Source organism: Pseudomonas sp. fls2-241-TYG-175 (assembly GCF_030209155.1).
GTDB lineage: Bacteria > Pseudomonadota > Gammaproteobacteria > Pseudomonadales > Pseudomonadaceae > Aquipseudomonas > Aquipseudomonas viridiflava.
Genome location: NZ_JARVSO010000025.1, coordinates 98,388 through 121,744 on the forward strand (window position 1 = coordinate 98,388; position 23,357 = coordinate 121,744).

The following is a 23,357-nucleotide window of genomic DNA, read 5'->3' on the forward strand; positions in this document are numbered from 1 at the left end:
ATGTTCACCGTTTGCTCTTGATGAGGGTGCCGAGGCCTTGCAGGTACGCGACCAGCGCGTCCATCTCGGTCTTGCCTTGCACGGCCGCCGCAGCACCGGCGATATCGGCATCGGTGTAAGGCGTGCCCAGCGTGCGCAGCACTTCGAGCTTTTTCGTGGTGTCCTTGCCGTCGAGGACCTTTTCGACCAGAAACGGGTAGGCAGGCATTTTCGATTCAGGTACCACGTCGCGCGGGTTGTACAGGTGCGCGCGGTGCCAGTCGTCCGAGTAGCGACCGCCGACTCTTGCCAGATCCGGCCCGGTGCGTTTCGAGCCCCACAGGAACGGGTGATCCCAGACGCTTTCGCCTGCGACCGAATAATGACCGTAACGCTCGGTTTCAGCCCGGAAAGGGCGAATCATCTGCGAATGGCAACCCACACAGCCGTTGGCGATATAGACGTCGCGGCCTTCCACCTCCAGCGCCGTGCGCGGCTTCATGCCCTCGATGGGTTGATTGGTCACGTCCTGAAAGAACAGCGGCACGATCTGCGTCAGGCCACCGATGCTGACGGCAATGACCATGAACAAGGCCAGCAGACCGATGTTCTTTTCCAGCACTTCATGCTTCATCAGTGCGCCCCCACGACGGTGATACGGGCCGCTGCCGCTGCTTCTTCAGGGCTGGAAGCGCGCACCGTGCGCCATACGTTCCACGCCATCAACAACATGCCACTGGTGAAAATCGCACCGCCGATAAACCGCACCACGTAGCCGGGATGGCTGGCCTGCATGGCTTCAACGAAGGAGTAGGTGAGCGTGCCGTCGGTGTTGATTGCGCGCCACATCAGGCCTTGCGTGATGCCGTTGACCCACATCGAGGTGATGTACAACACGGTGCCGATGGTTGCCAGCCAGAAATGTGCATTGATCAGGCCGATGCTGTGCATCTGCGGGCGGCCGAACACCCTGGGGATCATGTGGTAGGTTGCGCCGATGGTGATCATTGCCACCCAGCCCAGTGCGCCGGAGTGCACATGGCCGATGGTCCAGTCGGTGTAGTGCGACAGCGAGTTGACCGTCTTGATCGCCATCATCGGCCCTTCGAACGTCGACATGCCGTAGAACGCCAGCGAGACCACCAGAAAGCGCAGGATCGGATCGGTGCGCAACTTATGCCAGGCCCCGGACAGGGTCATCATGCCGTTGATCATGCCGCCCCAGCTCGGCGCCAGCAGGATGATCGACATGACCATGCCTAGCGACTGTGCCCAGTCGGGCAAGGCGGTGTAATGCAGGTGGTGCGGGCCGGCCCAGATGTACAGCGTGATCAATGCCCAGAAATGCACGATGGACAGGCGATACGAGTAGATCGGGCGTTCGGCCTGCTTGGGCACGAAGTAGTACATCATCCCGAGAAAGCCTGTGGTCAGGAAAAAGCCCACAGCGTTGTGCCCGTACCACCATTGGATCATCGCATCGGTAGCGCCCGCGTAGGCCGAATAGGATTTGAACAGGCTGACCGGCAGGGCAATGTGATTGACCACGTGCAACATGCCGGTCACCACGATGAATGCGCCGTAGAACCAGTTGGCGACGTAGATATGCCGGGTCTTGCGTCGCATGATGGTGCCGAAGAACACCGCACCATAGGCGATCCACACAATGGCCAGCAGGATTGCGATGGGCCACTCCAGTTCTGCGTACTCCTTGGTGGTGGTGTAGCCCATCGGTAGCGAGACGATGGCGCTGACGATAACGGCCTGCCAGCCCCAGAAGGTAAAGGCCGCAAGCCGATCTGAGATCAGCCGGGTTTGGCAGGTGCGCTGGACCACGTAATAGGATGTGCCGAACAGCGCGCAGCCGCCGAAGGCAAAGATCACCAGATTGGTGTGCAGCGGACGCAAGCGACCGAACGTTGTCCACTCCAGACCGAAGTTCAGCTCGGGCCAGACCAGTTGCGAGGCAATGAAAACACCCAGTGCCATGCCGACAATGCCCCAGACCACGGTCATGATGGCGAACTGGCGAACCACGGTGTAGTTGTAAGCCGTCGGGCTGATTGCTGCGCTCATTTACAGACTTCCAGAATTCAGATTTTTGCGAGGCATAAGTGGGCTCTGGCGAGGCGCGACATCGCCGGAACACACCGAAAAGGCGGGGCAAGTGGAGATCGGCAAAGCGCTCTGGCACAAGGTGTCTGCGACAGGTCTCTGGTCGGCAAGCTTAACTTTGAAAGGCACACGTGGGAAGCCGACGCACTCATCTGGCGTGGCATCGAGGTGCGGTTGCCGATCGGTCACGGGTATAGTCCGTTTTTTGACTTATACCTCATAGAAGAGAAGTACCCATGAGTACCGGGACACAGGTCGAACATCAGTGCACGCGTCTGGCGCAGGATAACGGCTGGCTATGGACGGCAGGTCAGCGCGAGGCCGGGCAGGAGCCTGTCACGCTGTTGCTGGCGCATGGTGCCGGTGCGCCGATGGACAGCGATTTCATGAACAGCATCGCGGGGTTTCTTGGCAGGCAAGGTGTGGATGTCATGCGCTTCGAGTTCCCGTATATGGCCCAGCGACGCCAGGGTGGGAGCAAGCGTCCGCCCAATCAGCAAGGCCAACTGCTCGACTGTTGGCGTGAGGTTTATGCACAGCTGCGACCCTGTGTCACGGGACGGCTGGCGATTGGGGGCAAATCCATGGGGGGCAGGATGGCGAGCCTGATTGCCGACGAATTGAGCGTCGATGCGCTGGTGTGTCTGGGCTATCCCTTCTATGCGGTGGGCAAGCCGGAAAAACCGCGGACTGCACACCTGGCTGATCTGCGTACGCGGACGCTGATCGTGCAGGGCGAGCGTGATGCGCTGGGTAATCGCGAGGCGGTCGAGCAATACGTGCTGTCAGGCACGATACGCCTGCACTGGCTGCCGACGGCCAATCATGACCTCAAGCCGTTGAAGGCTGCAGGCGTCACTCATGATCAATGCCTGATGGATTCGGCAGAGAACATTGCCGTATTTCTTCGCGAATGAGTCATTTGCACAGCACTTCGAAGGCACCCTCGGTGACCTCGAATGCCACAGCCGACATGCTGAAACTGAATTCGCCTCTCAAACGCATCGTGCGCGGGTTGGCTTCGATCAGTTTCAGTACACCTGCCTGAAAATGCCCCGAGTGGTAGATCACGCTCTGCCAATGGGGCGTTTCGTTATAGATGACCTTGATTCGGTCGTGGCCGATCAGGTTGTGCGTTCCGGGACGCAGGTCATGATCGAAGAAAAGTCCGATGCTGGTGCGTTTGTTGCCGACCTTGCCGTCGGCAATCACTTTCCAGATCCAGTGATCAGGCGCGTGGGACAGTTCCGGGCGCTGCGTCAGTCGCCCCAGCAGTGAGGTCAGGACGAAAGGTTTCTGGTTGACGCGGGCGTCAAAAGTGCCTTCGCTGGAAGGAGGGCGGACAAAGCGGCGAGTGGGCGTGGCAGTGTGGCGCATGGTCGGGCTCTTGAAGCGGGAGGGCTGTACGCCTGATGTGCATACATGAAAGAGGGCGCTACGTTGTTCACGTAACGCCCTGGCTAACGCTTCAGCAATCGCTTAGCGAATGGCGACGCCAAGACTGGCATTGTGGTGCAGCAATTTGAAGTCTGCGCCTGTGACCAGATTTTTCACGTAGTACCATTTCCAGCCCACAAGGTTTACCGCCGCGACGGTCGACGACCAGTAGTTGCCTTTGCCTAGCGGCCAGCGGTTGCCGTAGGTGGCGTAGATTTCCTTCAACTCGTTGATCGACGGAATTCTGCCGCCCTTGGCCGAGGCTGCGCTGCTCATCTGCGACAGACTGCCGCTGCCCAGCCCCAGGCAATGAATGACCTTGGTGACGGTCACTTGATAACGCTTGCTGGCCCCTGACGCATCGGTGACCGAAATGGTTGCCGTGCCGTTGCCGCGCACGGTGGTCAGACCATTACCGTCCACTTTTGCCACCAGCGGATTGCTCGACGTGTAATGGTAAGGAGCCTGACCACCCGAAGCCTGTCGCCTGACGCTGGTGCCAGCGGGAAGCGAAGGCAGCAGATCCGGCACGCTCGGAATCAGATAAACCTTGCCCGCCAGCGTGACGGGCGAGGTATCGAACACCAGCTCCTTTTCCACCGTGAGCCACAATGGGACTGAACCCTTGGAAACGCTGTCACGTGTCACGGTATAGGTGACACTGACAGAGTTACCTTGCGAAGCGATGATCCATGCCTTGGGTACGTTGAACAGCAGCTCATTGCCCGTCGCAGGTTTGGCCGGCGTGTCATGACTGGAAAGACCGCGCCAGTTGAGCACCACACTGTCCTCGCCGCTCATGCCCGGGTAACTCACCCGCACCGTCGCCCCGGATTCAGGAATCAACGACGGCTTGACCACGCCATCGTGACCGACCGTGTCCATGCGCGGTGCGGGAAGCTTCGTCAGGCCGGCGAGAACCTTCAAGGTCAGCGTCGCGGACGTCTGCACCAGGCCATTGGCGCGGTTGACGGTATAAACCACTTCAACGTTCTGGCCGGCATTGGCGACCACCAGCGCAGGGGCGAAGACGGTTTCCAGCGGCTGACCAGCCTCGCTGTCGATGAGGGTTTTTTCCTTCGTGTCGCTGCCTTTCGGACCTTTCCACTGAACCGTGACTCGATCACCGGCCTTGAAGCTTGCGCTGGCGTCGATGACAACGGTTGCACCATTCGGGGCGTTGGTTGGGTCGAGGGTGTCGCCGTTGGCTTGTTTTACGGTGGGGGTGGGCGTCGCAGGGACGATCATCTCTCGAACGTTGATCAACAGCTTGTTCGACAGGGCGACCCTGGTACCTCGCTGCACTTCGTACCATGCCTCTACTGTTCTGCCGATGCTGGCGTCCACGTAGCGTTTGGGAACCCGGAAGACAGCCTCGCGATTGATCATGCCGCTATTGATCACGGTATAGGTGCTGTACGTTCCGCCGACAGCACTCGAGTCCCAGTGCGCGGTGACTTTGTCGCCTTCTGCCATTCCCTGATAGGGCATTACACGCAGCAACGCTTCAAGCACAATATCGGCCGGATCGAGAAACCCGTCGGCGTCGACCTTATCAACAACCGGTGCTGGCAATGGTGTGGTGTTATCGATGTCTACCAACAGTTGCAGCACAGGCGATTTGAAGAATGCTTTTGTGTAGGTCTTGACGGTGTAATAGACCTCCAGCGAACCACCGGCCAATGCACTGACCTTGTCGTCCGGAATCAGAAATTCGAGCGTTTTTTCGACATCATCCTGATTGAGGTTTTTGACCTCGTCATGCATTACGGTTTCGCCACCTGGCGTGCGCCCCATCAGCACGAGCGTGACGTCGTTACCGTCCGCCATGAAGTGATAGGGTGGCACTTCGGCGATGACGTTGCGCTGCTTGGGGTCAAGCAATCCATTGACTGCCGCAGGCACACGCGGCGGCTCAAGCTGTTGAGCTTCGCCGAGGATCGTCAGAGGCAGGCTTTTGGAGCGCAGCACATCACCCGATGCCTTGGTGACGTTGTACTTGAGGCGGGCACGGCCCTGTGCGATGGGCTGAAACTGGTCGTTGGCAATCAGGAACTCGACAAAACTGCCAGGTACCTGCACCACTTTGGAAGCGGAATACGGTTCCAGAGCAATGCCTTCTGCAGTACTGCGCTCCACGATGAACTCAATGGTGTCGCCAATGACGATGTTCGCGTTGGAAAGCACCAGTGCCTGCACATCACCGCCGCCCAGTTTGTCCAGATCCAGCTCCATGTTGGGAGCTTGCGGAGCAATTGGGGCAGGCAGGCTAGAGAGGCCGATTTCTACCTCTGTGTAGGTCGGCAGTGAGAAGCGCGACCAGTTATTGACGACATCCCGAATCTCGTAGCGCACGACGATGTTTTCAGAGTCGCCTGCTTCAATAATGACTTCGTCACCCATGTCGACGACAACCGGTTTGCCGAGCTGAGCGTCGGTCAAGGGTGGGCATTCAACTTCAACACCGTGCCAGTAGACGGCAATCACATCACCTGCGGTCATGTTCTCGTAAGGCTGAACGGTGACCGATACGTTCTCCGGCGTAGTAATGATGCCTGTCGGGCTGATTACTGGAAGTTGCAGCTTTTCGTTTTCGTACGGCGTAGCGGGATCGGGGTCACGGCCGCCGGGCAGGTCCAGTTTTACGATCACCTTTTGGATGGGGGAGTGTTCCTGAATTTCCGAAGGAAAGCGCGTGTAGGTGTACCTGACATCGGTGAGTCCAGACTTGATCCAGCGGGTGTTTACATAAAGTGAAAACAGACCATTGGTGTTGGCCGCGTCGGGAGAGTGAGTGTAACTATCGATGATATCGTCATTGGCTCCCCAGAAAAGATCGATGCGATCGCGTTGGCTCATCTCGATGGGGCCAACAATAACTTCAAGTGGCCTGGACGGGTCGGCGACGTCAACACTACCTACACCTTGAACGTCGTGGCTGAGCACGAGAGGGCCTGGAAGCGATTTGAAAGCGCTGGAAGTATTCATTCTATGTCCTCGGTTAAAAGTAGGCGGAGCGAACTCCGCCTTTGAATGTTTCAATAAGAGCCTGGTCGGCCAGTACGCATGTCAATCAAGGCGCCGCCACGCTTGGAGTTGCCTTGGCCTTTATCGCCTTTGACTTGAAAGCTCGCCTCGACGTGACCGTAATAGTGTTCATCCAACTTTTCGCGGGGCACCGTCAGGTGGTAGCCGTTATCAACCTCGGATTGGGTGAGGGGAGCTGAAAGGAATGTCCAGTCAGTGACTTTGGTGCCTCCGACGAGACGGTCATACCCTTCGTAAACAAAAGTGATGGTCTGGCCAGGTGCGATGTTGGTATAAGGCTTTATATATACCGGGGCGCCATTGGCGCCATTGGTTGCGTTGATCGCACCGTTAGAGTTAAGTGCGGTAAATACGGGCGCGTCCGGACCTTGAGGTCCACCCGGGAGTTCGTCTTTTGAACGAACAACAATGCGTTGGTTTGCAGAAATAGACATGTTCGGATTTCCTGTGGTGGTCACTGTGTAATAAACGTTGATATCGTCACCGGTGCCGACGGGTTTGAACTTGCTGCTGAGCGCTGTCAGTAGCAATGGGCGGCCTGTCACTGCATCGGTGTTGGTAATGGTATAAGGCTGGTCGAGAACTTCCTGGTCACCCCAGAATACAGTAATGATTTGCGATGCTTTAAAGTCGGTGTTCCAGTCAATAAGGATCGTGGCGTTCAGTTCGAAATCGTTTTCATCAATAAAGTTATCTTCATTGCTGGGCGTGCTGCTGCTGCCTCGAACCGTGGGCTTGTTCGGGGTGCCTGGGACAGGCCGTTCGATATTGACATCGATTGTCAGGTTTTCAGACACGCCCGCGACGTGCCCATTTCGGATAACTTCATACTTGAGTTGACGTGTGCCATTTTGTGCCGATTCGATGGTTGGTAACAGCACGTCGAAGAAGAGGACGAATGGCTCACCCACGTCTTCTGCCGCCACAGGCTCAGGCCCCAGTTTTTCTGCGCCCCAGTAGAGAAGTATCTGATCACCGTCGACAACGGTGCTGGATCCGGGAATTTGAACGGTGACGCCCGCTTGTGCGTCCAGATAATCAACAAGTCCGTCAAAATTCTCGATGACTGGAGCCGGGAGACCGGGAACGACTTCCGTTAGAAACAGAGGTATAGTGACTTTTCTGGAATCCGCAGAAACATTGCCTGCCCGGTCAGTCACGGTGTAATAGGTAGCACCAGCAGGGTTTGGCAGACTTAGGAGAAAATCTTTTGAAAACTGTATTTCAATGGGTTGCTCTTCGTCTTCATCACCTTTCAATTCAACTTCGGGTCCTGGTGCTGCGCCCCAATATGTTTTGATAAGGTCACCCCGTTTCAAACCGGAATACCCAAAAATGCGGCTTGGAAGGGCATCGCCCATCAGACTCAATTCTTCAAGGGTGAGGCCATCTTTGGCCTCGTCAGGGAAATCCATGTAACCCAGCTGATGGGTACCTGCCGGCGTCCTGTCCACAATGATCATGACAGCGGGTGAGACGATATATTCTGAACCTGGGAAGGTTGTTAACCCGTATTCGACCTGATAGGTGCCATCCGCTTTAAGTTCACCATCAACCGGTATAGCGAGCGTCAATGTGGTGCCGGGTGTTGGAAGGGTGGATAGCGTCTCTTCAATGCCAACTGATTTTCCGTTCAGTCTCAAGTGATACTTATCTCCCAACGCCGGCGCGTCCCAAATGGGAAACTCCACGGCAATGTCTGAGATCAGGTCGTCTGTTTTAATAAGGCCATCGACGGGGTCGGCCACCGGTACAGCAGGTGCCAGCAGATCGATCGGTTCCTGTTTGATGGGTCTTTTAGCAACGTAGCGTAATGTGGATTGATGCATGGGGAACTCTCCGATTAAGTGATCGTTACACGTGTTATGAATAGTGAGCGACGGTTAAACGTACCGCCAATAGACGGAGTTGATTTCCTATCTGGTTACTGACGTAATAGGGTTTTTCGGTCGGGGTCAATAGTGTTTTTTATGTTTTTGTAAAAAGATTATTATCGACAGGTTTTATTGATTTTTTGAAATGGCTCTGTAGGAAGTTTCGAATTAAAATTGAGAGATGTACTACGGCGTTTTGATCTTGACGTTAGGTTCGTGGCGTTTTTTTGTTTGTAATCTTCCAGCGTGTCTAATGTCTGGAGCTGTTTATTGTGAAAAGTGATCTGGCAAGAATTGGTATTTCGGCAAGCTTGGTTTGGATGGCCATGACCCAATGGGTTTCTGCTGACGGTTCCTCGGAGGGGCAGCGCCATGCAGATACGGGCCCTACCGTTATTCGTGTGGATGCTGGTCAGACGAGCTATGTCCAAGGAGTAGATCCCCAGCGCTATTATGAAGTGTCAAACCATTCGAAGCTTGTATCGGAAGGGGCAACGCTGGGGCAAATCACCGCGGAAAACTCAACAATTATTTTAAAGCCGGGAACGGTGATCAAGAACTTCTTGCGCCTTTACCAAGGTAAGCTGGAGATGGCGGATACAAGGACCGAAAACATAATCATCCTTGATCGGGTTGAAGACGCCAGTATCAAAAATACAACGGCTCTCGCAGGGATGGGGCTGAGTGTCATCGTCAGTACGGTTTCGGTAGAAGACTCTTCACTGACCGGGACGAAAAGTAAGGGATCGGGCTGGGGCATTGGAGTTTTTGGTGGCGATGCCCATGTCCATAACAGCGACGTGACAGGCGATATGAACGCAGCGTACATGACCCACACCTTTACTCTGGGAGGCGGAACATTTCTTGAGGGTCGCCTGGAAGTGGATCACTCCGTGCTTGAGTCGCGGGAGGGCGCGACGATTAAAGTCGAGGGACGACAAGGGCTCACTCATCTGGCGGATATAGAAATAAACAATGATTCGGTAATGCTTTCCGGCAATGGAAATCTTCTCGAAAGCCTTCACCGCAGTACTTCCAATTTCACCGTGGACGATAGCGTCCTTCTTGGCAATCTCTTCGCCGATGACACCAGTACCCTGAACGTGACGTTGCAAAACAACGCGAGCCTCACCGGCGATATCATCAATGGCAACACCCTGGCTGTGAAGTCCGGAGGCAACTGGCAGATGGCGGGGGATAACGCCATCAGGTCGCTGTCCTTGGATCACGGTAGTGTGAATTTCGCTGAAGAGGGATTTCATACCTTGTCGCTGAATGAGCTGTCGGGGCAGGGCAGCTTTGGCATGCGGGTGGATCTGGACCAAGGCGTCGGCGACCTGATCGATGTCAACGGTCAGGCCAGCGGGCAGTTCGGGTTGCGGGTGCGTAATACCGGATTGGAGGTCGTTTCTTCCGACATGGAGCCGCTGAAGGTGGTCCACACCGAGGGCGGCGACGCGCAGTTCAGTCTGCTCGGCGGCCGAGTGGACCTGGGTGCTTTTTCCTATCAGTTGAAGCAGCAAGGCAATGACTGGTTCATCGTGGGCGAGGACAAGGTGATCAGTCCGTCCACTCAGAGTGCATTGGCATTGTTCAATGCCGCGCCAACGGTGTGGATGGGTGAGCTTTCGACGCTGCGAACGCGCATGGGAGAAATTCGTGGCACGGGTCAGGGCGGTAGCTGGATGCGCGCCTATGGCAGTCGCCTCAATGCCACGACCGGTGACGGCGTGGACTATCGCCAGCAGATCAGCGGACTTTCGCTCGGCGCGGATGCGCCGGTCGAGGTCAGCAACGGTCAGTTGCTGTTCGGTGTGCTGGGCGGTTACAGCAAGTCCGATCTGGACCTGAGTCGTGGCACGTCGGGCAAGATCGACAGCTACTATGCGGGCGCTTACGGCACCTGGCTGGCGGACGATGGCTACTACCTGGATGGCGTGCTCAAGCTCAACCGCTTCCGCAACAAGGCCAAGGTGGCGATGAGCGATTCCAGCCAGGCCAAGGGTGATTACAGCAACACCGCAGTGGGTGGTTGGGTAGAGTTCGGTCGCCACATCAAGCTGGAGGACGACTACTTTCTGGAACCGTTCGCTCAGTTGTCCAGCGTTGTCGTTGAAGGGAAGGACTACCGCATGGACAACGGCTTGAAGGCAAAGAACGACCGTACCCACTCGCTGCTGGGCAAGGTCGGCACCTCTGCGGGTCGTACCATCGCGCTCAAGGACGGCGGCGTGCTTCAGCCCTATGTGCGTGTCGCGTTGGCACAGGAGTTCTCGCGCAGCAACGACGTGAGCGTCAATGACGCGAAGTTCGACAACAGTCTGTTCGGCTCGCGGGCAGAACTGGGTGCCGGTGTGTCGGTGTCGCTGTCCGAGCGCCTGCAGGTGCATGCGGACTTCGATTACATGAAAGGCAAGCATGTCGAGCAACCCTGGGGAGCCAATGTGGGTCTACGCCTGGCGTTTTAACGCTTAGAGCGCAGCAGATTTCATCCAGTCCAAAGCCCCCGGTGATCGCTCACCGGGGGTTTTTCAGTCAGTTATCGGGGAAGCGGCGGCTGATCCAGCGCTTTCGTTGTCGTTGTTTGGGTGTCAGCGGGGGCGAGTAGTTGACGGTCACCCTCAATGCTGGTGAAGTGCCGATCAGTTGGTTCTCCCGATGGATTTCATAATAAAGATCGACAAGCCCGTACTGCGGCTCCGCCATGAAGTGGTAGGACAGGCACATCTCTCGCACGATGCTGTTCGCTCCGACACGGTGATAGACCTGCGTCGAAGATACATTCCTGCCCCAGTAAAAGAAGATGACATCGCCTTCGCACAGTTTCACGCATCCGGGTATGTAGATAACGATGCCCGCAAATACCTGTTCCTGAGTGATGGCGTCAGGATTGACATGGGGCAGTTGAGGCGGTTTCAAGGTGTCTGAAATATCAGACGGCGGCATCGCTGCAACCGCAGGCTTACTCTCTGCATAGGCAGCAGCCGGCTCTTCGACCACGTCTGCTGCGTCTTCTTTCGGTCGTTCATCCGGGGGTGGTGTTTTCGAATCATCTTCGCTCATCGCGTTCCCTTGCCTAATCTATTTAGTTGTTATGGGGTGTTGTGTTCGCAACGGTGGTTTTTCATTGCGGAAAATATTACAAGGCAATCTGCGGTCAATATCAAGTCACTCGCCACTGGCGAGATGTGCAATGGGTATTTGATTATGATGTTACAGATTGTGTCTGTTTAAAATGTTTATTCAAGGCTTTCGGGCCTGCATTTAAAGGGCTGAATCTAAGTCTGGCTTTTTTTGGAGCGGTCAGGTGTTCATAGGTTAAGTAGGACGTTTACTACAGTCATTTCTGAAAATCATAAAAAAGTTCTGTAATCATCCTTATCCCACTCTTGCGTAGGATGTTTCGTTCAAGATTCTCAATAGAATCGTTCACGCGTTCGCGTGAACGATTATGTTTCATGCATTCGGATGGGTGCACGTTTGAAGCTTAACGCTGCATCGACAGTTCGACGAGTTGCGCCATGATCGAAACGTTGCCCGCCCGGTCGGTGATCTGGTAACTGAACGTAATATGCTCGCTGTCGAGGCTTGTCAGGAAATCACGTTCGAAACCGATCTGTACGGGCCGGTCGGTCAGGTCATGCGCTGTAACGACGTGAACCGGGCCTTCGATGCCGTTGCACAAGGTCTGGATGCGGTCGCCGGACTGCATGTCCGCGTAGCCAGGGATCGCGCCTTTCAGGACTTCGCCGAAGTTGATCTGCGGGAAGATGATTGGGGCGAGGAGGGTTGCGCCGGGGGCAGTGCGATCAACGATCAGCCGAGTAACAGGTGAATCCTCGCTGACTTGATTGACAGGATTCGTTGCCTCAAAGCCTACGTGATACAGCCCAGCTTCTATTAAGTAATGCTCATCAAAGTGCATGAGAAGTGTATCGCCAGGTTGATTCACATCCGACACGGTTTTGACTTCACCAACGTTGAAACCATTAAGCTTCAGTTGGATGCTGTAGCCAGCGCGTACGCCATCCCATAGCACTATTTCTACAGCGACGGGTTGATTTAGACCTGCAGTGGGGATTAGCCCGTCGATCGGGCTGGAGACAGGAATTATAGGGGCTGAAAATTCATGGTTTATATTAATGGAATTCATGAGTTGCTCCGTTTGGGCGTGATTGATTTTGCTGATCTGAAAAAAAGGGATATCACACGATGCTTTCGGTCTCGTAGTGACAACGCTCAATGATCATTTATTGAGTCTTCACGTAATCGGAGTGTGTTTCTGTTGTCAATGACCTATTGCTTGATTTTTAGGTGGTTAGGGTATTAAAGAATAATCCTACTTTGTGTAAAGACTATATTGTAAGAAAGGTGTCCTAATAAGGTGCCGACCGAAAAGAAAAAGCCCCGACAAACCCAAATCTGCCGAGGCTCTTCCAAACACTATCCCTTACCGATTAAACCGCTCCACCAACGAATATTGCGAATTCGCCGTATCCGTCAATTCCGCGCTCAATACTGCAGAGCGATGCGCTTCATCCGAAGTCTTGTCGGCCAATCCGGCAATGGTCGAGATATTGCGGTTGATCTCTTCAGCCACCGAACTCTGTTCTTCGGTGGCTGTGGCGATCTGGGTGGTCATGTCGGTGATGTTGGCCACCGCTTCGCTGATGCCCACTAGCGCCTGATCGGCTTCCAGTACGCGGGCTACGCCTTCTTCGGCCTGGCGATGCCCGGTGTTCATGGTCTGGACGGCGTCGTTCGCGGTCTGTTGCAGTTTGGCGATCAGGCCATGGATCTGTCCGGTGGATTCGGCGGTGCGTTGCGCCAGTTGCCGGACTTCGTCGGCGACCACGGCAAACCCACGGCCCATTTCTCCAGCGCGGGCGGCTTCGATGGCGGCGTTGAGGGCCAGCAGGTTGGTCTGGTCGGCGATGCCTTTGATCACGTCGACCACACCGCCGATTTCATCGCTGTCCTTGGCGAGTTGCGTCACAGTCAGGCCGGTTTCGCCGACCGATGTCGACAAACGCTGAATGGCTTCGCGGGTCTCGCCGGCAATATCGCGACCGCGACGGGTCAGTTCGTTGGCCTGTTGCGTGGCCTCGGCGGCGCGGTTCACGTGGCTGGCGACCTCTTGTGTGGTAGCCGCCATTTCATTGATCGCAGCGGCCACCTGTTCGGTTTCCACGCGCTGACGCTCGAGCCCGGTCGAGCTGGCGTTGGCCAGCGAGTTGGATTGACGTGCCTGATGGTTCAGGTGTTCAGCGGTGTCCTGCAGGCGCGTCAGGCAGGTTTTCATGCGCGCCTCCTGGCTGAGTATCGACATCTCCAGACGCGCCTGCGGACCGCGACTGTCGGTGTACATCTGCGCGATCAGCGGGTCGGAGGTGGTCTGTTCGGCCAGGCGCAGCAGGCGCTTGGTGCCACGTTGTTGCCACGACAGCCCCAGCAGGCCCAGCGGCACCGAGAGCGCGGCGGCCAGGGCAAAGCCCCATGACGAGTTCAGCCATACACCGATCAGAAAACCGAGCTGGCTGACGAGGATGAACGGCAGCCAGTCCTGCAGCATCGGCAGCCATTTATCGCGCCCTGGCACTGCGCTCTTGCCCTGGTTCAGGCGCGCGTAGAGCCCTTCGGCACGACGGATCTGCTCGGCGGTCGGCTTGATGCGCACCGACTCGAAACCCACAACCTGGCGGTTTTCCAGCATCGGCGTCACGTAGGCATTGACCCAGTAGTGATCGCCGTTTTTGCAGCGGTTCTTGACGATGCCCATCCAGGGTTGACCGGATTTGAGCGTCGTCCACATGTGTTCGAAAACGGCAGGCGGCACGTCAGGATGGCGGACGGTGTTGTGAGGCGCGCCGACGAGTTCTTCATGGCTGTACCCACTGATGTCCACGAAGGCTTCGTTGCAGTACGTGATGGTGCCGCGGGTGTCGGTGGTGGAAATCAGACGTTGTTCGGCAGGAAAAGTCCGCTCACGTTGAGTGATGGGCTGGTTATTGCGCATTGGATTTCGGTCCTTCGATCAATAATACTTTCGCGTGTTATCGACCGGTCAGCTCGAAAATTGAATATTACTGGCAGTTTCTGATTCGTTAGACGCAGCTACCGGTCCAGCATAGGGTAGGTAAACAGTGCGAAATGCACCAGATTCAGCCCGAAGTGGCTGATCACCGCAGCCGTCAGGCCACCGAAACGGAAAGCCACGCCGTAACCGATACCCGCCATGCCCGCGAGCAGTACCCATTCCCATCCGGCGCCAAGATGTGAAAGTCCGAAAAGACAGGCTGTGAGGGTGATCGCCAGCGGCGTCGCGAACCTTGCCGAACCGAACCATCGTTGCAGACCGCCTTGAAGATAGGCGCGGAAGAACAGCTCTTCTGTCAGGGTTACCAGGAGTAGGTTGTTCACCCACCAGATCGTGCTTTGCGCAGGCCATTTGGGTGCCCAGCCCGTGATGCCCAGCAGAACGGCCGTCGTCATGCAGAACGCAGAGGTGACGACGAGTGCGAGAACGCCGACTTTGAGTGAATGGGCAATGCCGACGCCGACCAGAATCCAGGGGCAGGCCAGCAGCAGCCAGAAGCCGATCAGAGGCTTGTCCAGGTTCAGGTCCATCGTGTAGGCCGCCGCGTCGGGCGTAAACCGTACGGCATCCATGACGATCGCGTTGTTGAAACCGGGCATTACGCTTAAAGCCAGCGCCAGGCCCGTCAGAATGAACATTGCGTGACCGATCACGCGAACGTAGCGAGGGCGAGTGTTCTGGACGCACGCGCCAGCGATGATCAGCAGGCTCAGGCCCAGTATCGCTGAAGGGGTAAGGCTGCCCTGTAAAAGCGCCAGTCCGTACCCGAGGCTCAGAAGACTTAAAGCCAGCCAGTGCCGTGAGGCCATAGCAATAACTCTGATGAATGAAATCGGGGAGTCTACAGCGCTTTGGGCGGGGAATTTGTTCCTAACCGCTTCCGCAGGCACCCGGGGATATCCCAGGTGCCGTCGCGGCTATCAGGACGCGATCAACTGCCGCAGTACGTAATGCAGAATGCCGCCGGACTTGAAGTACTCGACTTCATTCAGCGTATCGATGCGGCACAGCACGTCGACCGTCTCCTGACTGCCATCTTCACGGGTGATGTGCAATTGCAGGCCGATACCCGGACGGATGTCGGCATCGGTCAGCCCGGTGATGCTCAACGTCTCCTTGCCGCTCAGGTTCAGGCTCTTGCGGGTCTGCCCGTTCTTGAACTGCAGCGGCAATACGCCCATACCGACCAGATTGGAGCGGTGGATACGTTCGAAGCTCTCGGCAATCACCGCCTTGACGCCCAGAAGATTGGTGCCTTTGGCTGCCCAGTCGCGGCTGGAGCCGGTGCCGTATTCCTGCCCGGCAATGATCACCAGCGGCGTACCTTCCTGCTGATAACGCATGGCTGCGTCGTAGATCGCCAGCTTATCGCCGGAAGGGACGTGCACGGTATTGCCGCCTTCCTCACCCCCCAGCATTTCGTTGCGAATGCGGATATTGGCGAAAGTGCCGCGCATCATCACTTCATGATTGCCACGACGCGAGCCATAGGAGTTGAAGTCCTGATAGTCGACGCCTTTCTCCTTGAGGTAACGACCGGCGGGGCTGTCGGCCTTGATGTTGCCCGCAGGGGAGATATGGTCAGTGGTCACGGAGTCGCCCAGCAGCGCGAGGATGCGCGCATTCTCGACATCCTTGATGACCGGCAACGGACCGCCGATGTCTTCGAAGAACGGCGGATGCTGGATATAGGTTGAGTCGTCCTGCCAGACATAGGTTGCCGCTTGCGGCACCTCGATAGACTGCCACTGCTCGTCACCGGCAAACACTTCGGCGTATTCCTTGTGGAACATGCTGGTGTTGACGCTTTCCACAGCTTCGGCGATTTCTTTCTGGGTCGGCCAGATATCACGCAGATAGACCGGCTTGCCATCCGAGCCTTCGCCCAGCGGCTCGCTGCTGATGTCGATGCGCACCGAACCTGCCAGTGCGTAGGCCACCACCAGCGGCGGGGAGGCCAGCCAGTTGGTTTTCACCAATGGGTGAACACGACCTTCAAAGTTGCGGTTGCCCGACAGCACTGACGCAACGGTCAGGTCCGACTGTTGAATGGCCTTTTCGATGGGTTCCAGCAGCGGGCCTGAGTTACCGATGCAGGTGGTGCAACCGTAGCCCACCAGATCGAACCCCAACTTATCCAGATATTCGGTCAAGCCTGCCGCTTTGTAATAGTCGGTGACGACCTTGGAGCCGGGAGCCAGCGAGCTTTTGACCCACGGCTTGCGCTGCAGGCCTTTTTCTACAGCCTTCTTCGCAACCAGCCCGGCTGCCATCATGACGCTCGGGTTTGAGGTGTTGGTGCAGGAAGTGATGGCGGCGATGACCACGGCGCCATCCTTCAACCGATGGGTTTCACCATTGTGCTCGTAAGAAATCTCACCGCTGACCTGCGCTTCGTTGCCCACGGCAACACCGCCTCCGCCTTCGCTTTCAAGTCGACCTTCTTCGACTTTCGCAGGCTTGACCTGCAAGCCGAGGAAATCACTGAAAGCCTGGGCGACATTGGGCAGAGCAACCCGATCCTGCGGGCGCTTCGGCCCTGCAAGGCTGGCTTCCACCGTGCTCATGTCCAGTTCCAGGCTATCGGTGAACACCGGTTCCTGACCTGGCAGACGCCACAGGCCCTGTGCCTTGCTATAGGCTTCGACCAGCTTCACGGTTTCGTCCGGGCGACCCGACAGGCGCAGGTAATCCAGCGTCACGTCATCGACCGGAAAGAAGCCGCAAGTCGCGCCATATTCCGGCGCCATGTTGGCGATGGTGGCACGGTCCGCCAACGGCAGATCGGCCAGGCCGTCGCCGAAGAACTCGACGAATTTGCCCACCACGCCTTTCTTGCGCAGCATCTGGGTCACGGTCAGCACCAGGTCGGTGGCTGTGATGCCTTCCTTCAATTTGCCGGTCAGCTTGAAGCCGATCACTTCCGGAATCAGCATCGACACCGGCTGGCCGAGCATGGCGGCCTCGGCTTCGATACCGCCCACACCCCAGCCGAGCACCCCCAGGCCATTGATCATGGTGGTGTGCGAGTCGGTTCCGACCAGGGTATCCGGGAACGCGTAGGTGCGACCGTCTTCTTCCTTGGTCCAGACCGTGCGGCCCAGATACTCCAGGTTCACCTGGTGGCAGATGCCAGTGCCTGGCGGCACCACGCTGAAGTTGTCGAAGGCGCTCTGGCCCCAGCGAAGAAACGCGTAACGCTCACCGTTGCGCTGCATCTCGATATCGACGTTCTGCTCGAACGCCTGCGAATCGCCGAACTTGTCGACCATCACCGAGTGGTCGATCACCAGGTCCACCGGCGACAACGGGTTGATACGCTGCGGATCGCCACCGGCCTTGGCCACGGCGGCGCGCATGGCGGCCAGATCGACAACTGCAGGTACGCCGGTGAAGTCTTGCATCAGCACCCGTGCAGGGCGGTACTGAATCTCGCGGTCGGAACGACGGTCTTTCAACCAGCCGGCAATGGCCTTGAGGTCGTCACCGGTGACGGTCTTGTCGTCTTCCCAGCGCAGCAGGTTTTCCAGCAGCACCTTGAGGGACATCGGCAGCTTGTCCAGATCACCCAGCGAGTGGGCGGCGTCGGGCAGGCTGAAGTAATGGTAGGTCTTGTTATCGATGTCGAGTGTTTTCAGGCTTTTCAGGCTATCGAGGGAGGGCATGAACGGCTCCTTGTAGAATAATCTGTGAGCGACGAATCGCGGGTCCGGGTGAGTCAGGTCGTGGACGCCGCGTGTGGCCTCAAGCTTAGTGGACTGCCGGGCCGCGCCAGTGGTTCCTGATTCCGTTATCATGCGCGGCTTTCAAGTCCGCCGGGTTACGCCCGCGTGTCGTTGTCCCAGGAGTCACCATGAATACGCTGTTTATGCATTGCCGGCCCGGTTTCGAAAGCGAGGTTTGCTCGGAGATCGCCGAGCATGCTGCGCGCCTGGAAGTTGCCGGTTACGCCAAGGCGCGCCCCAACACCGCCTGCGCGGAATTCATCTGCAGCGAGCCCGACGGTGCCGAACGACTGATGAATGGCCAGCGCTTCGATCAACTGATCTTTCCCCGGCAGTGGGCACGCGGCGTTTTTCTGGACCTGCCGGAAACCGACCGCATCAGCGTGATCCTCGGGCAGATGACTGATTTCCCGGTCTGCGGCAGCCTGTGGCTGGAAGTCGTGGACACCAACGACGGCAAGGAACTGTCGAATTTCTGCAAGAAGTTCGAAGCGCCGCTGCGCAAGGCCCTGACCCAGGCGGGCAAGCTGATCGACGACCCGCGCAAGCCGCGCCTGCTGCTGACTTTCAAGAGTGGCCGCGAAGTGTTTCTGGGGCTTGCAGACGCTGGCAATTCGGCGATGTGGCCGATGGGCATTCCGCGCTTGAAGTTTCCGCGTGAGGCGCCCAGCCGCTCGACCTTGAAGCTGGAGGAAGCCTGGCATCACTTCATTCCCAGAGATCAGTGGGATGAGCGCCTGTCCGGCGACATGACCGGCGTAGACCTGGGCGCTGCGCCCGGCGGCTGGACGTATCAACTGGTGCGCCGCGGCATGCTGGTGACCGCAATCGATAATGGCCCGATGGCGGAAAGCCTGATGGACACCGGGCTCGTGCAACACCTGATGGCCGACGGCTTTACCTACAAGCCTCGTCAGCCGGTGGACTGGATGGTGTGCGACATCGTCGAAAAACCTGCGCGCAACGCTGCGCTGCTGGAAACCTGGCTGGGCGAAGGCCTGTGCCGTGAAGCGGTGGTCAATCTCAAGTTGCCGATGAAACAGCGCTACGCTGAAGTGCGCCGTCTGCTCGACCGTATCGAGGAAGGCTTCAAGGAGCGGGGCATTCGCGTATCGATCGGCTGCAAGCAGCTCTATCACGACCGTGAAGAAGTCACCTGTCATTTGCGCAGACTGGACGTCGCCAAGACAGCACGTCCGCGCAAGGGCTGACGTGATCGTGCGAATTAGGTAACAATGACCACCCGTTTCTGGAGCCCCCCATGTCTGAATCCACCGAAAGCCTCACCGTCGATGCCGTGCTGGATGCCAGCGGACTGTTCTGCCCGGAGCCGGTAATGATGCTGCATCAGAAGGTGCGCGACCTGCCTGCTGGCGGATTGCTCAAGGTGATTGCGACCGACCCGTCGACTACCCGCGACATCCCCAAGTTCTGCGTTTTCCTCGGCCATGAACTGATCGAGCAGCAGGCCGGTGACGGGACCTTCCTGTACTGGATCCGCAAGAAGCTGGACTGATTGGTTGTCGCCGCCTCTCGCCCTTGCTCGCGCTGAGCAAGGGCCAATGCCCGCCTTCAGAGAGACCCCCCATGCGCATTGTCGCTGATGAAAACATTCCCCTGCTCGACGCCTTTTTTGCTCACTTTGGCGACATCCGTCGTTTGCCGGGCCGCTCCATCGACCGAGCTGCGGTTGCCGACGCCGACATCCTGTTGGTGCGCTCGGTGACGCCGGTCACTCGCGAGTTGCTGGAAGGCAGTGCAGTACGTTTTGTCGGGACCTGCACCATCGGCACCGACCATCTGGATCTGGCCTATTTTCTGGAAGCCGGAATCCAGTGGTCCAGTGCGCCGGGCTGCAATGCCCGTGGTGTGGTGGACTATGTGCTGGGCAGCCTGCTCACGCTGGCGGAAATCGAAGGTGTCGACCTCGCGCAACGCACCTATGGCATCGTCGGTGCCGGGCAGGTGGGTGGGCGGCTGGTCAATGTCCTGAAAGGGCTCGGCTGGAACGTGCTGGTCTGCGACCCTCCGCGTCAGGCGGCTGAGTCGGTTGATTTCGTCACGCTTGATGAGATTGTCGAGCGCTGCGATGTGATCAGCCTGCATACCCCGCTCAACAGAACCGGCAACTTACCGACCTGGCACCTGTTCGACGAATCACGTCTGCGCCAGCTCAGGCAAGGTGCCTGGCTGATCAATGCCAGCCGTGGAGCGGTGGTCGATAACGCCGCACTGCACGAGGTGCTTCTCGATCGTGAAGATCTGCAGGCCGTGCTCGACGTCTGGGAAGGCGAACCGCAGGTCAACGTGCCGCTGGCTGATCTGTGTGTGATTGCCACGCCGCACATCGCCGGTTACAGCCTGGACGGCCGGCAGCGAGGGACTGCGCAGATCTATCAGGCACTCTGTGCCTTTCTCGGTCAGCCAGCCTCCATTGTGCTTGAGGATCTGCTGCCCCGAGCCTGGCTTGCCCAGGTGACGCTGGATGAGAGAACCGACCCGGTCTGGGCCTTGAACATGCTGTGCCGGGGCGTTTACGACCCGCGTCGGGATGATGCCGACTTCAGGCGCAGTCTGGTGGGTGATACCGCCAGTCAGCGTCTGGCCTTCGACGCGCTGCGTAAACACTATCCGCCGCGTCGGGAGATCGAAGGGCTCAAGGTTTGCCTGAGTGGCGAGTCCGAGGCGCTGGCGAAGATTGTCCGTGCGCTTGGTGCGGTGGTCATGCAGGGCGAATGACAGGTAGAAAAAACCCGACTCTGGAGTCGGGTTTCAAGGTATTCGGTGTCACTCAGTTTTGTTCTTCAGGGGTGACCCAAAGCTTGTCACACGCCTGGCAGGCCGCCTGAACCATCTCTTCAGTGATCACAACTTCGCGTCCATCCTGGTCGAGAATCGCACCGCCAACGGGCAGGTCTGGGGTCGCTCGAACGATAGTGACTTCGCTACTGCTGCGCTCTTGCAGGCTCATGGTGTTTCTCCTTTCATCAGGGTTGCGCGTTGAATTTAGCGACACTTGATGACCGCCCGATGACATCGTTCAGTCGTTCAAGCGTGGCTCCAGTCCAGCAGAAACAGGATAAATCTGCCAGCAATTGCTTAGATCGATCCCTTATAGGGGGCTCGTAAAGCTGTCATATCACATGACCCGTCAAACGCCGATCAAGTTCACTGATTTTTGCTGACGTCCTCGAGCGTTTTTGTCGCACGAGAGGTGTAGGCTGGCGGCTTGGTCAATCCAGACGTACAGGCAGGTTGGTTTTTTCATGATTTCAGTGGTTCCCCGTCGTCACCGTCAGGCCATTCGTCTGGCTGTGGGTTTTATCGCGCCTTATCGATGGCATGCACTGGGCGCCTTGCTTGCGCTGATTGTCACGGCAGGCATTACGTTGTCCATGGGGCAGGGCATCAAGCTGATGGTCGATCAGGGCTTCATGACCCGCTCGCCCGAATTGCTCGAACGCTCCATCGGCCTGTTCATGTTGCTGACGCTCGGTCTGGCCGTCGGCACGTTCACGCGTTTCTACCTGGTGTCATGGATTGGCGAGCGCGTTGTCGCAGACCTGCGCAAGAGAGTATTCGATCATTTGATCGAGCTGCATCCTGGCTTTTACGAGAACAACCGCAGTTCCGAGATCCAATCGCGACTGACGGCCGACACCACGTTGCTGCAGTCAGTGATCGGCTCTTCGCTGTCGATGTTTTTGCGAAATGCCCTGATGGTGGTCGGGGGCGTCATATTGCTGTTTGTGACCAACCCCAAGCTGACCAGCATCGTGGTGGTCGCCTTGCCGTTGATCATCGCGCCGATCCTGATGTTCGGCAGGCGCGTGCGCAGTTTGTCGCGGGAAAGCCAGGATCGGGTCGCCGATGTCGGCAGCTATGTGGCAGAAGCACTTGGGCAGATCAAGACGGTCCAGGCCTACAACCACCAGCAACAGGACAAACAGCGCTTTTCGGTGACCGCCGAGCAGGCTTTCAATACGGCTCGCAAGCGGATTCTGCAGCGTTCGTGGCTGGTCACGGTAGTGATCGTGCTGGTGTTGGGCGCGGTCGCGGTAATGCTTTGGGTTGGCGGCATGGACGTGATCAGCGGCCGAATCTCCAGCGGCGAACTGGCGGCGTTCGTGTTCTATGCGCTAGTGGTCGGCATGGCAATTGGTACCCTGAGCGAAGTGATCGGTGAGCTGCAGCGGGCAGCAGGTGCTGCCGAGCGAATCAGTGAACTGCTTCAGGCCCGCAGCGAAATCACCGCACCGCCTGTCGGTCTGCAACGCCTGCCTGCACGTGTCTCCGGAAGAATGGCGCTGGAAGGCGTCAGCTTCGCCTACCCATCTCGTCCGGAACGCAATGCGATCGATGACTTGAGTCTGGCCATCCAGGCAGGCGAAACCCTGGCCATCGTCGGGCCTTCGGGAGCCGGGAAATCAACACTTTTCGATCTGCTACTGCGCTTCTACGACCCTCAGCAAGGACGTGTCCTGCTCGAAGGTGTGCCTGTCACCGAGCTTGACCCTCTAGACTTGCGTCGCTGTTTCGCTTTTGTCTCGCAGGCACCTGCTTTGTTCTTCGGCAGTGTCGAAGACAATATTCGCTACGGCAACGCTGCCGCGACGTCTGAGCAGGTTGAGGCCGCCGCACGCATCGCTCATGCCCACGAATTCATCCTCGACATGGCTGACGGTTACCAGACTCATCTGGGGGATGGCGGGATGGGGCTGTCAGGCGGACAGCGTCAACGTCTGGCCATTGCCAGAGCGCTGCTGGTCGATGCGCCAATTCTGTTACTGGATGAAGCTACCAGTGCCCTGGATGCGCAAAGTGAGAATCTCATCCAGCAGGCGCTGCCTAGCCTTATGAAAGGGCGTACGACGTTGGTGATCGCCCACAGGCTGGCGACGGTTCAGAACGCCGACCGTATTGCGGTGATGGACAAGGGGCGCCTGGTGGCTGTCGGTACGCACAAACAACTGATTGCCAACAACCCGCTGTACGCAAGGCTGGCGGCGTTGCAGTTCAATGCCGGGATGGATGAAGCGGGGTAGGGCGTGGAAAATCTTGCGCGAAGCCGTGGGAGGACAG

At 57.5% G+C, this 23,357-nt stretch carries 16 protein-coding genes and 1 pseudogene; 6 read left to right on the forward strand and 11 right to left on the reverse strand.

The window, feature by feature from the left end:
• Positions 1-4 precede the first annotated feature (4 nt).
• Positions 5-613 carry a cytochrome-c oxidase, cbb3-type subunit II gene (ccoO, locus tag QRN20_RS18325; protein WP_257118745.1) on the reverse strand — a complete coding sequence of 203 codons (609 nt, stop codon included), beginning with the start codon at positions 611-613 and terminating at the stop codon, positions 5-7.
• A complete protein-coding gene (gene ccoN / locus QRN20_RS18330; protein WP_285360929.1) occupies positions 613-2,055 on the reverse strand; it encodes a cytochrome-c oxidase, cbb3-type subunit I in 1,443 nt (480 codons plus the stop codon). The genes ccoO and ccoN overlap by 1 nt, the downstream gene beginning before the upstream one ends.
• Before the next feature lie 275 nt (positions 2,056-2,330).
• Here ccoN and QRN20_RS18335 point away from each other — a divergent pair, with 275 nt between their 5' ends.
• A complete protein-coding gene (locus tag QRN20_RS18335) occupies positions 2,331-3,011 on the forward strand; it encodes an alpha/beta family hydrolase (RefSeq protein WP_058430794.1) in 681 nt (226 codons plus the stop codon).
• A 1-nt stretch (position 3,012) separates the two neighbouring features.
• Here QRN20_RS18335 and QRN20_RS18340 read toward each other — a convergent pair whose 3' ends face one another.
• The 3 genes from QRN20_RS18340 to QRN20_RS18350 form a co-directional block, all read right to left on the reverse strand.
• Positions 3,013-3,471 carry a hypothetical protein gene (locus QRN20_RS18340; protein ID WP_004880834.1) on the reverse strand — a complete coding sequence of 153 codons (459 nt, stop codon included), beginning with the start codon at positions 3,469-3,471 and terminating at the stop codon, positions 3,013-3,015.
• Between the two features lie 102 nt (positions 3,472-3,573).
• Complete coding sequence (locus QRN20_RS18345; RefSeq protein ID WP_413817797.1) at positions 3,574-6,519, reverse strand: immunoglobulin-like domain-containing protein; 2,946 nt, start codon at positions 6,517-6,519, stop codon at positions 3,574-3,576.
• Positions 6,520-6,569: 50 nt separating this feature from the next.
• A complete protein-coding gene (locus QRN20_RS18350; protein ID WP_285360933.1) occupies positions 6,570-8,408 on the reverse strand; it encodes a hypothetical protein in 1,839 nt (612 codons plus the stop codon).
• Between the two features lie 956 nt (positions 8,409-9,364).
• Between QRN20_RS18350 and QRN20_RS18355 the strand changes: the two are divergent.
• Positions 9,365-10,921, forward strand: a pseudogene (locus QRN20_RS18355) (autotransporter outer membrane beta-barrel domain-containing protein); the annotation flags it as partial.
• A gap of 67 nt (positions 10,922-10,988) precedes the next feature.
• On the opposite strand, the gene QRN20_RS18360 reads toward QRN20_RS18355, so the two are convergent.
• From QRN20_RS18360 to acnA, 5 genes are all read right to left on the reverse strand, one after another.
• Positions 10,989-11,516: a hypothetical protein gene (locus QRN20_RS18360; RefSeq protein WP_058430796.1), complete on the reverse strand. Its 528-nt coding sequence runs from the start codon at positions 11,514-11,516 to the stop codon at positions 10,989-10,991.
• A 424-nt stretch (positions 11,517-11,940) separates the two neighbouring features.
• Positions 11,941-12,606, reverse strand: coding sequence for a hypothetical protein (locus QRN20_RS18365; protein WP_043306624.1), 666 nt, complete (start codon positions 12,604-12,606; stop codon positions 11,941-11,943).
• Positions 12,607-12,903: 297 nt separating this feature from the next.
• Complete coding sequence (locus tag QRN20_RS18370; RefSeq protein WP_004880845.1) at positions 12,904-14,469, reverse strand: methyl-accepting chemotaxis protein; 1,566 nt, start codon at positions 14,467-14,469, stop codon at positions 12,904-12,906.
• 98 nt (positions 14,470-14,567) lie between these two features.
• The gene (locus tag QRN20_RS18375) at positions 14,568-15,359 is read right to left on the reverse strand and encodes a CPBP family intramembrane glutamic endopeptidase (RefSeq protein WP_122429106.1); all 792 of its coding nucleotides are present in this window, start codon (positions 15,357-15,359) and stop codon (positions 14,568-14,570) included.
• A 111-nt stretch (positions 15,360-15,470) separates the two neighbouring features.
• Entirely contained in the window at positions 15,471-18,215 is a 2,745-nt protein-coding gene (gene acnA / locus QRN20_RS18380) for an aconitate hydratase AcnA (RefSeq protein ID WP_285360937.1), read from the reverse strand.
• 188 nt (positions 18,216-18,403) lie between these two features.
• Here acnA and rlmM point away from each other — a divergent pair, with 188 nt between their 5' ends.
• The 3 genes from rlmM to pdxB all read left to right on the forward strand — a co-directional run bounded on the left by rlmM (position 18,404) and on the right by pdxB (position 21,014).
• The gene (gene rlmM / locus QRN20_RS18385; RefSeq protein ID WP_029242828.1) at positions 18,404-19,486 is read left to right on the forward strand and encodes a 23S rRNA (cytidine(2498)-2'-O)-methyltransferase RlmM; all 1,083 of its coding nucleotides are present in this window, start codon (positions 18,404-18,406) and stop codon (positions 19,484-19,486) included.
• 50 nt (positions 19,487-19,536) lie between these two features.
• Positions 19,537-19,791 (forward strand): sulfurtransferase TusA, encoded by a 255-nt coding sequence (tusA, locus tag QRN20_RS18390; RefSeq protein WP_004880865.1) that lies wholly within the window; start codon positions 19,537-19,539, stop codon positions 19,789-19,791.
• A 71-nt stretch (positions 19,792-19,862) separates the two neighbouring features.
• Complete coding sequence (pdxB, locus tag QRN20_RS18395) at positions 19,863-21,014, forward strand: 4-phosphoerythronate dehydrogenase PdxB (RefSeq protein WP_058430799.1); 1,152 nt, start codon at positions 19,863-19,865, stop codon at positions 21,012-21,014.
• 52 nt (positions 21,015-21,066) lie between these two features.
• On the opposite strand, the gene QRN20_RS18400 is transcribed toward pdxB, so the two are convergent.
• Entirely contained in the window at positions 21,067-21,246 is a 180-nt protein-coding gene (locus tag QRN20_RS18400) for a PA1571 family protein (RefSeq protein WP_004880870.1), read from the reverse strand.
• A gap of 295 nt (positions 21,247-21,541) precedes the next feature.
• Here QRN20_RS18400 and QRN20_RS18405 point away from each other — a divergent pair, with 295 nt between their 5' ends.
• Positions 21,542-23,320: an ABC transporter transmembrane domain-containing protein gene (locus QRN20_RS18405; protein WP_285360940.1), complete on the forward strand. Its 1,779-nt coding sequence runs from the start codon at positions 21,542-21,544 to the stop codon at positions 23,318-23,320.
• Positions 23,321-23,357 lie beyond the last annotated feature (37 nt).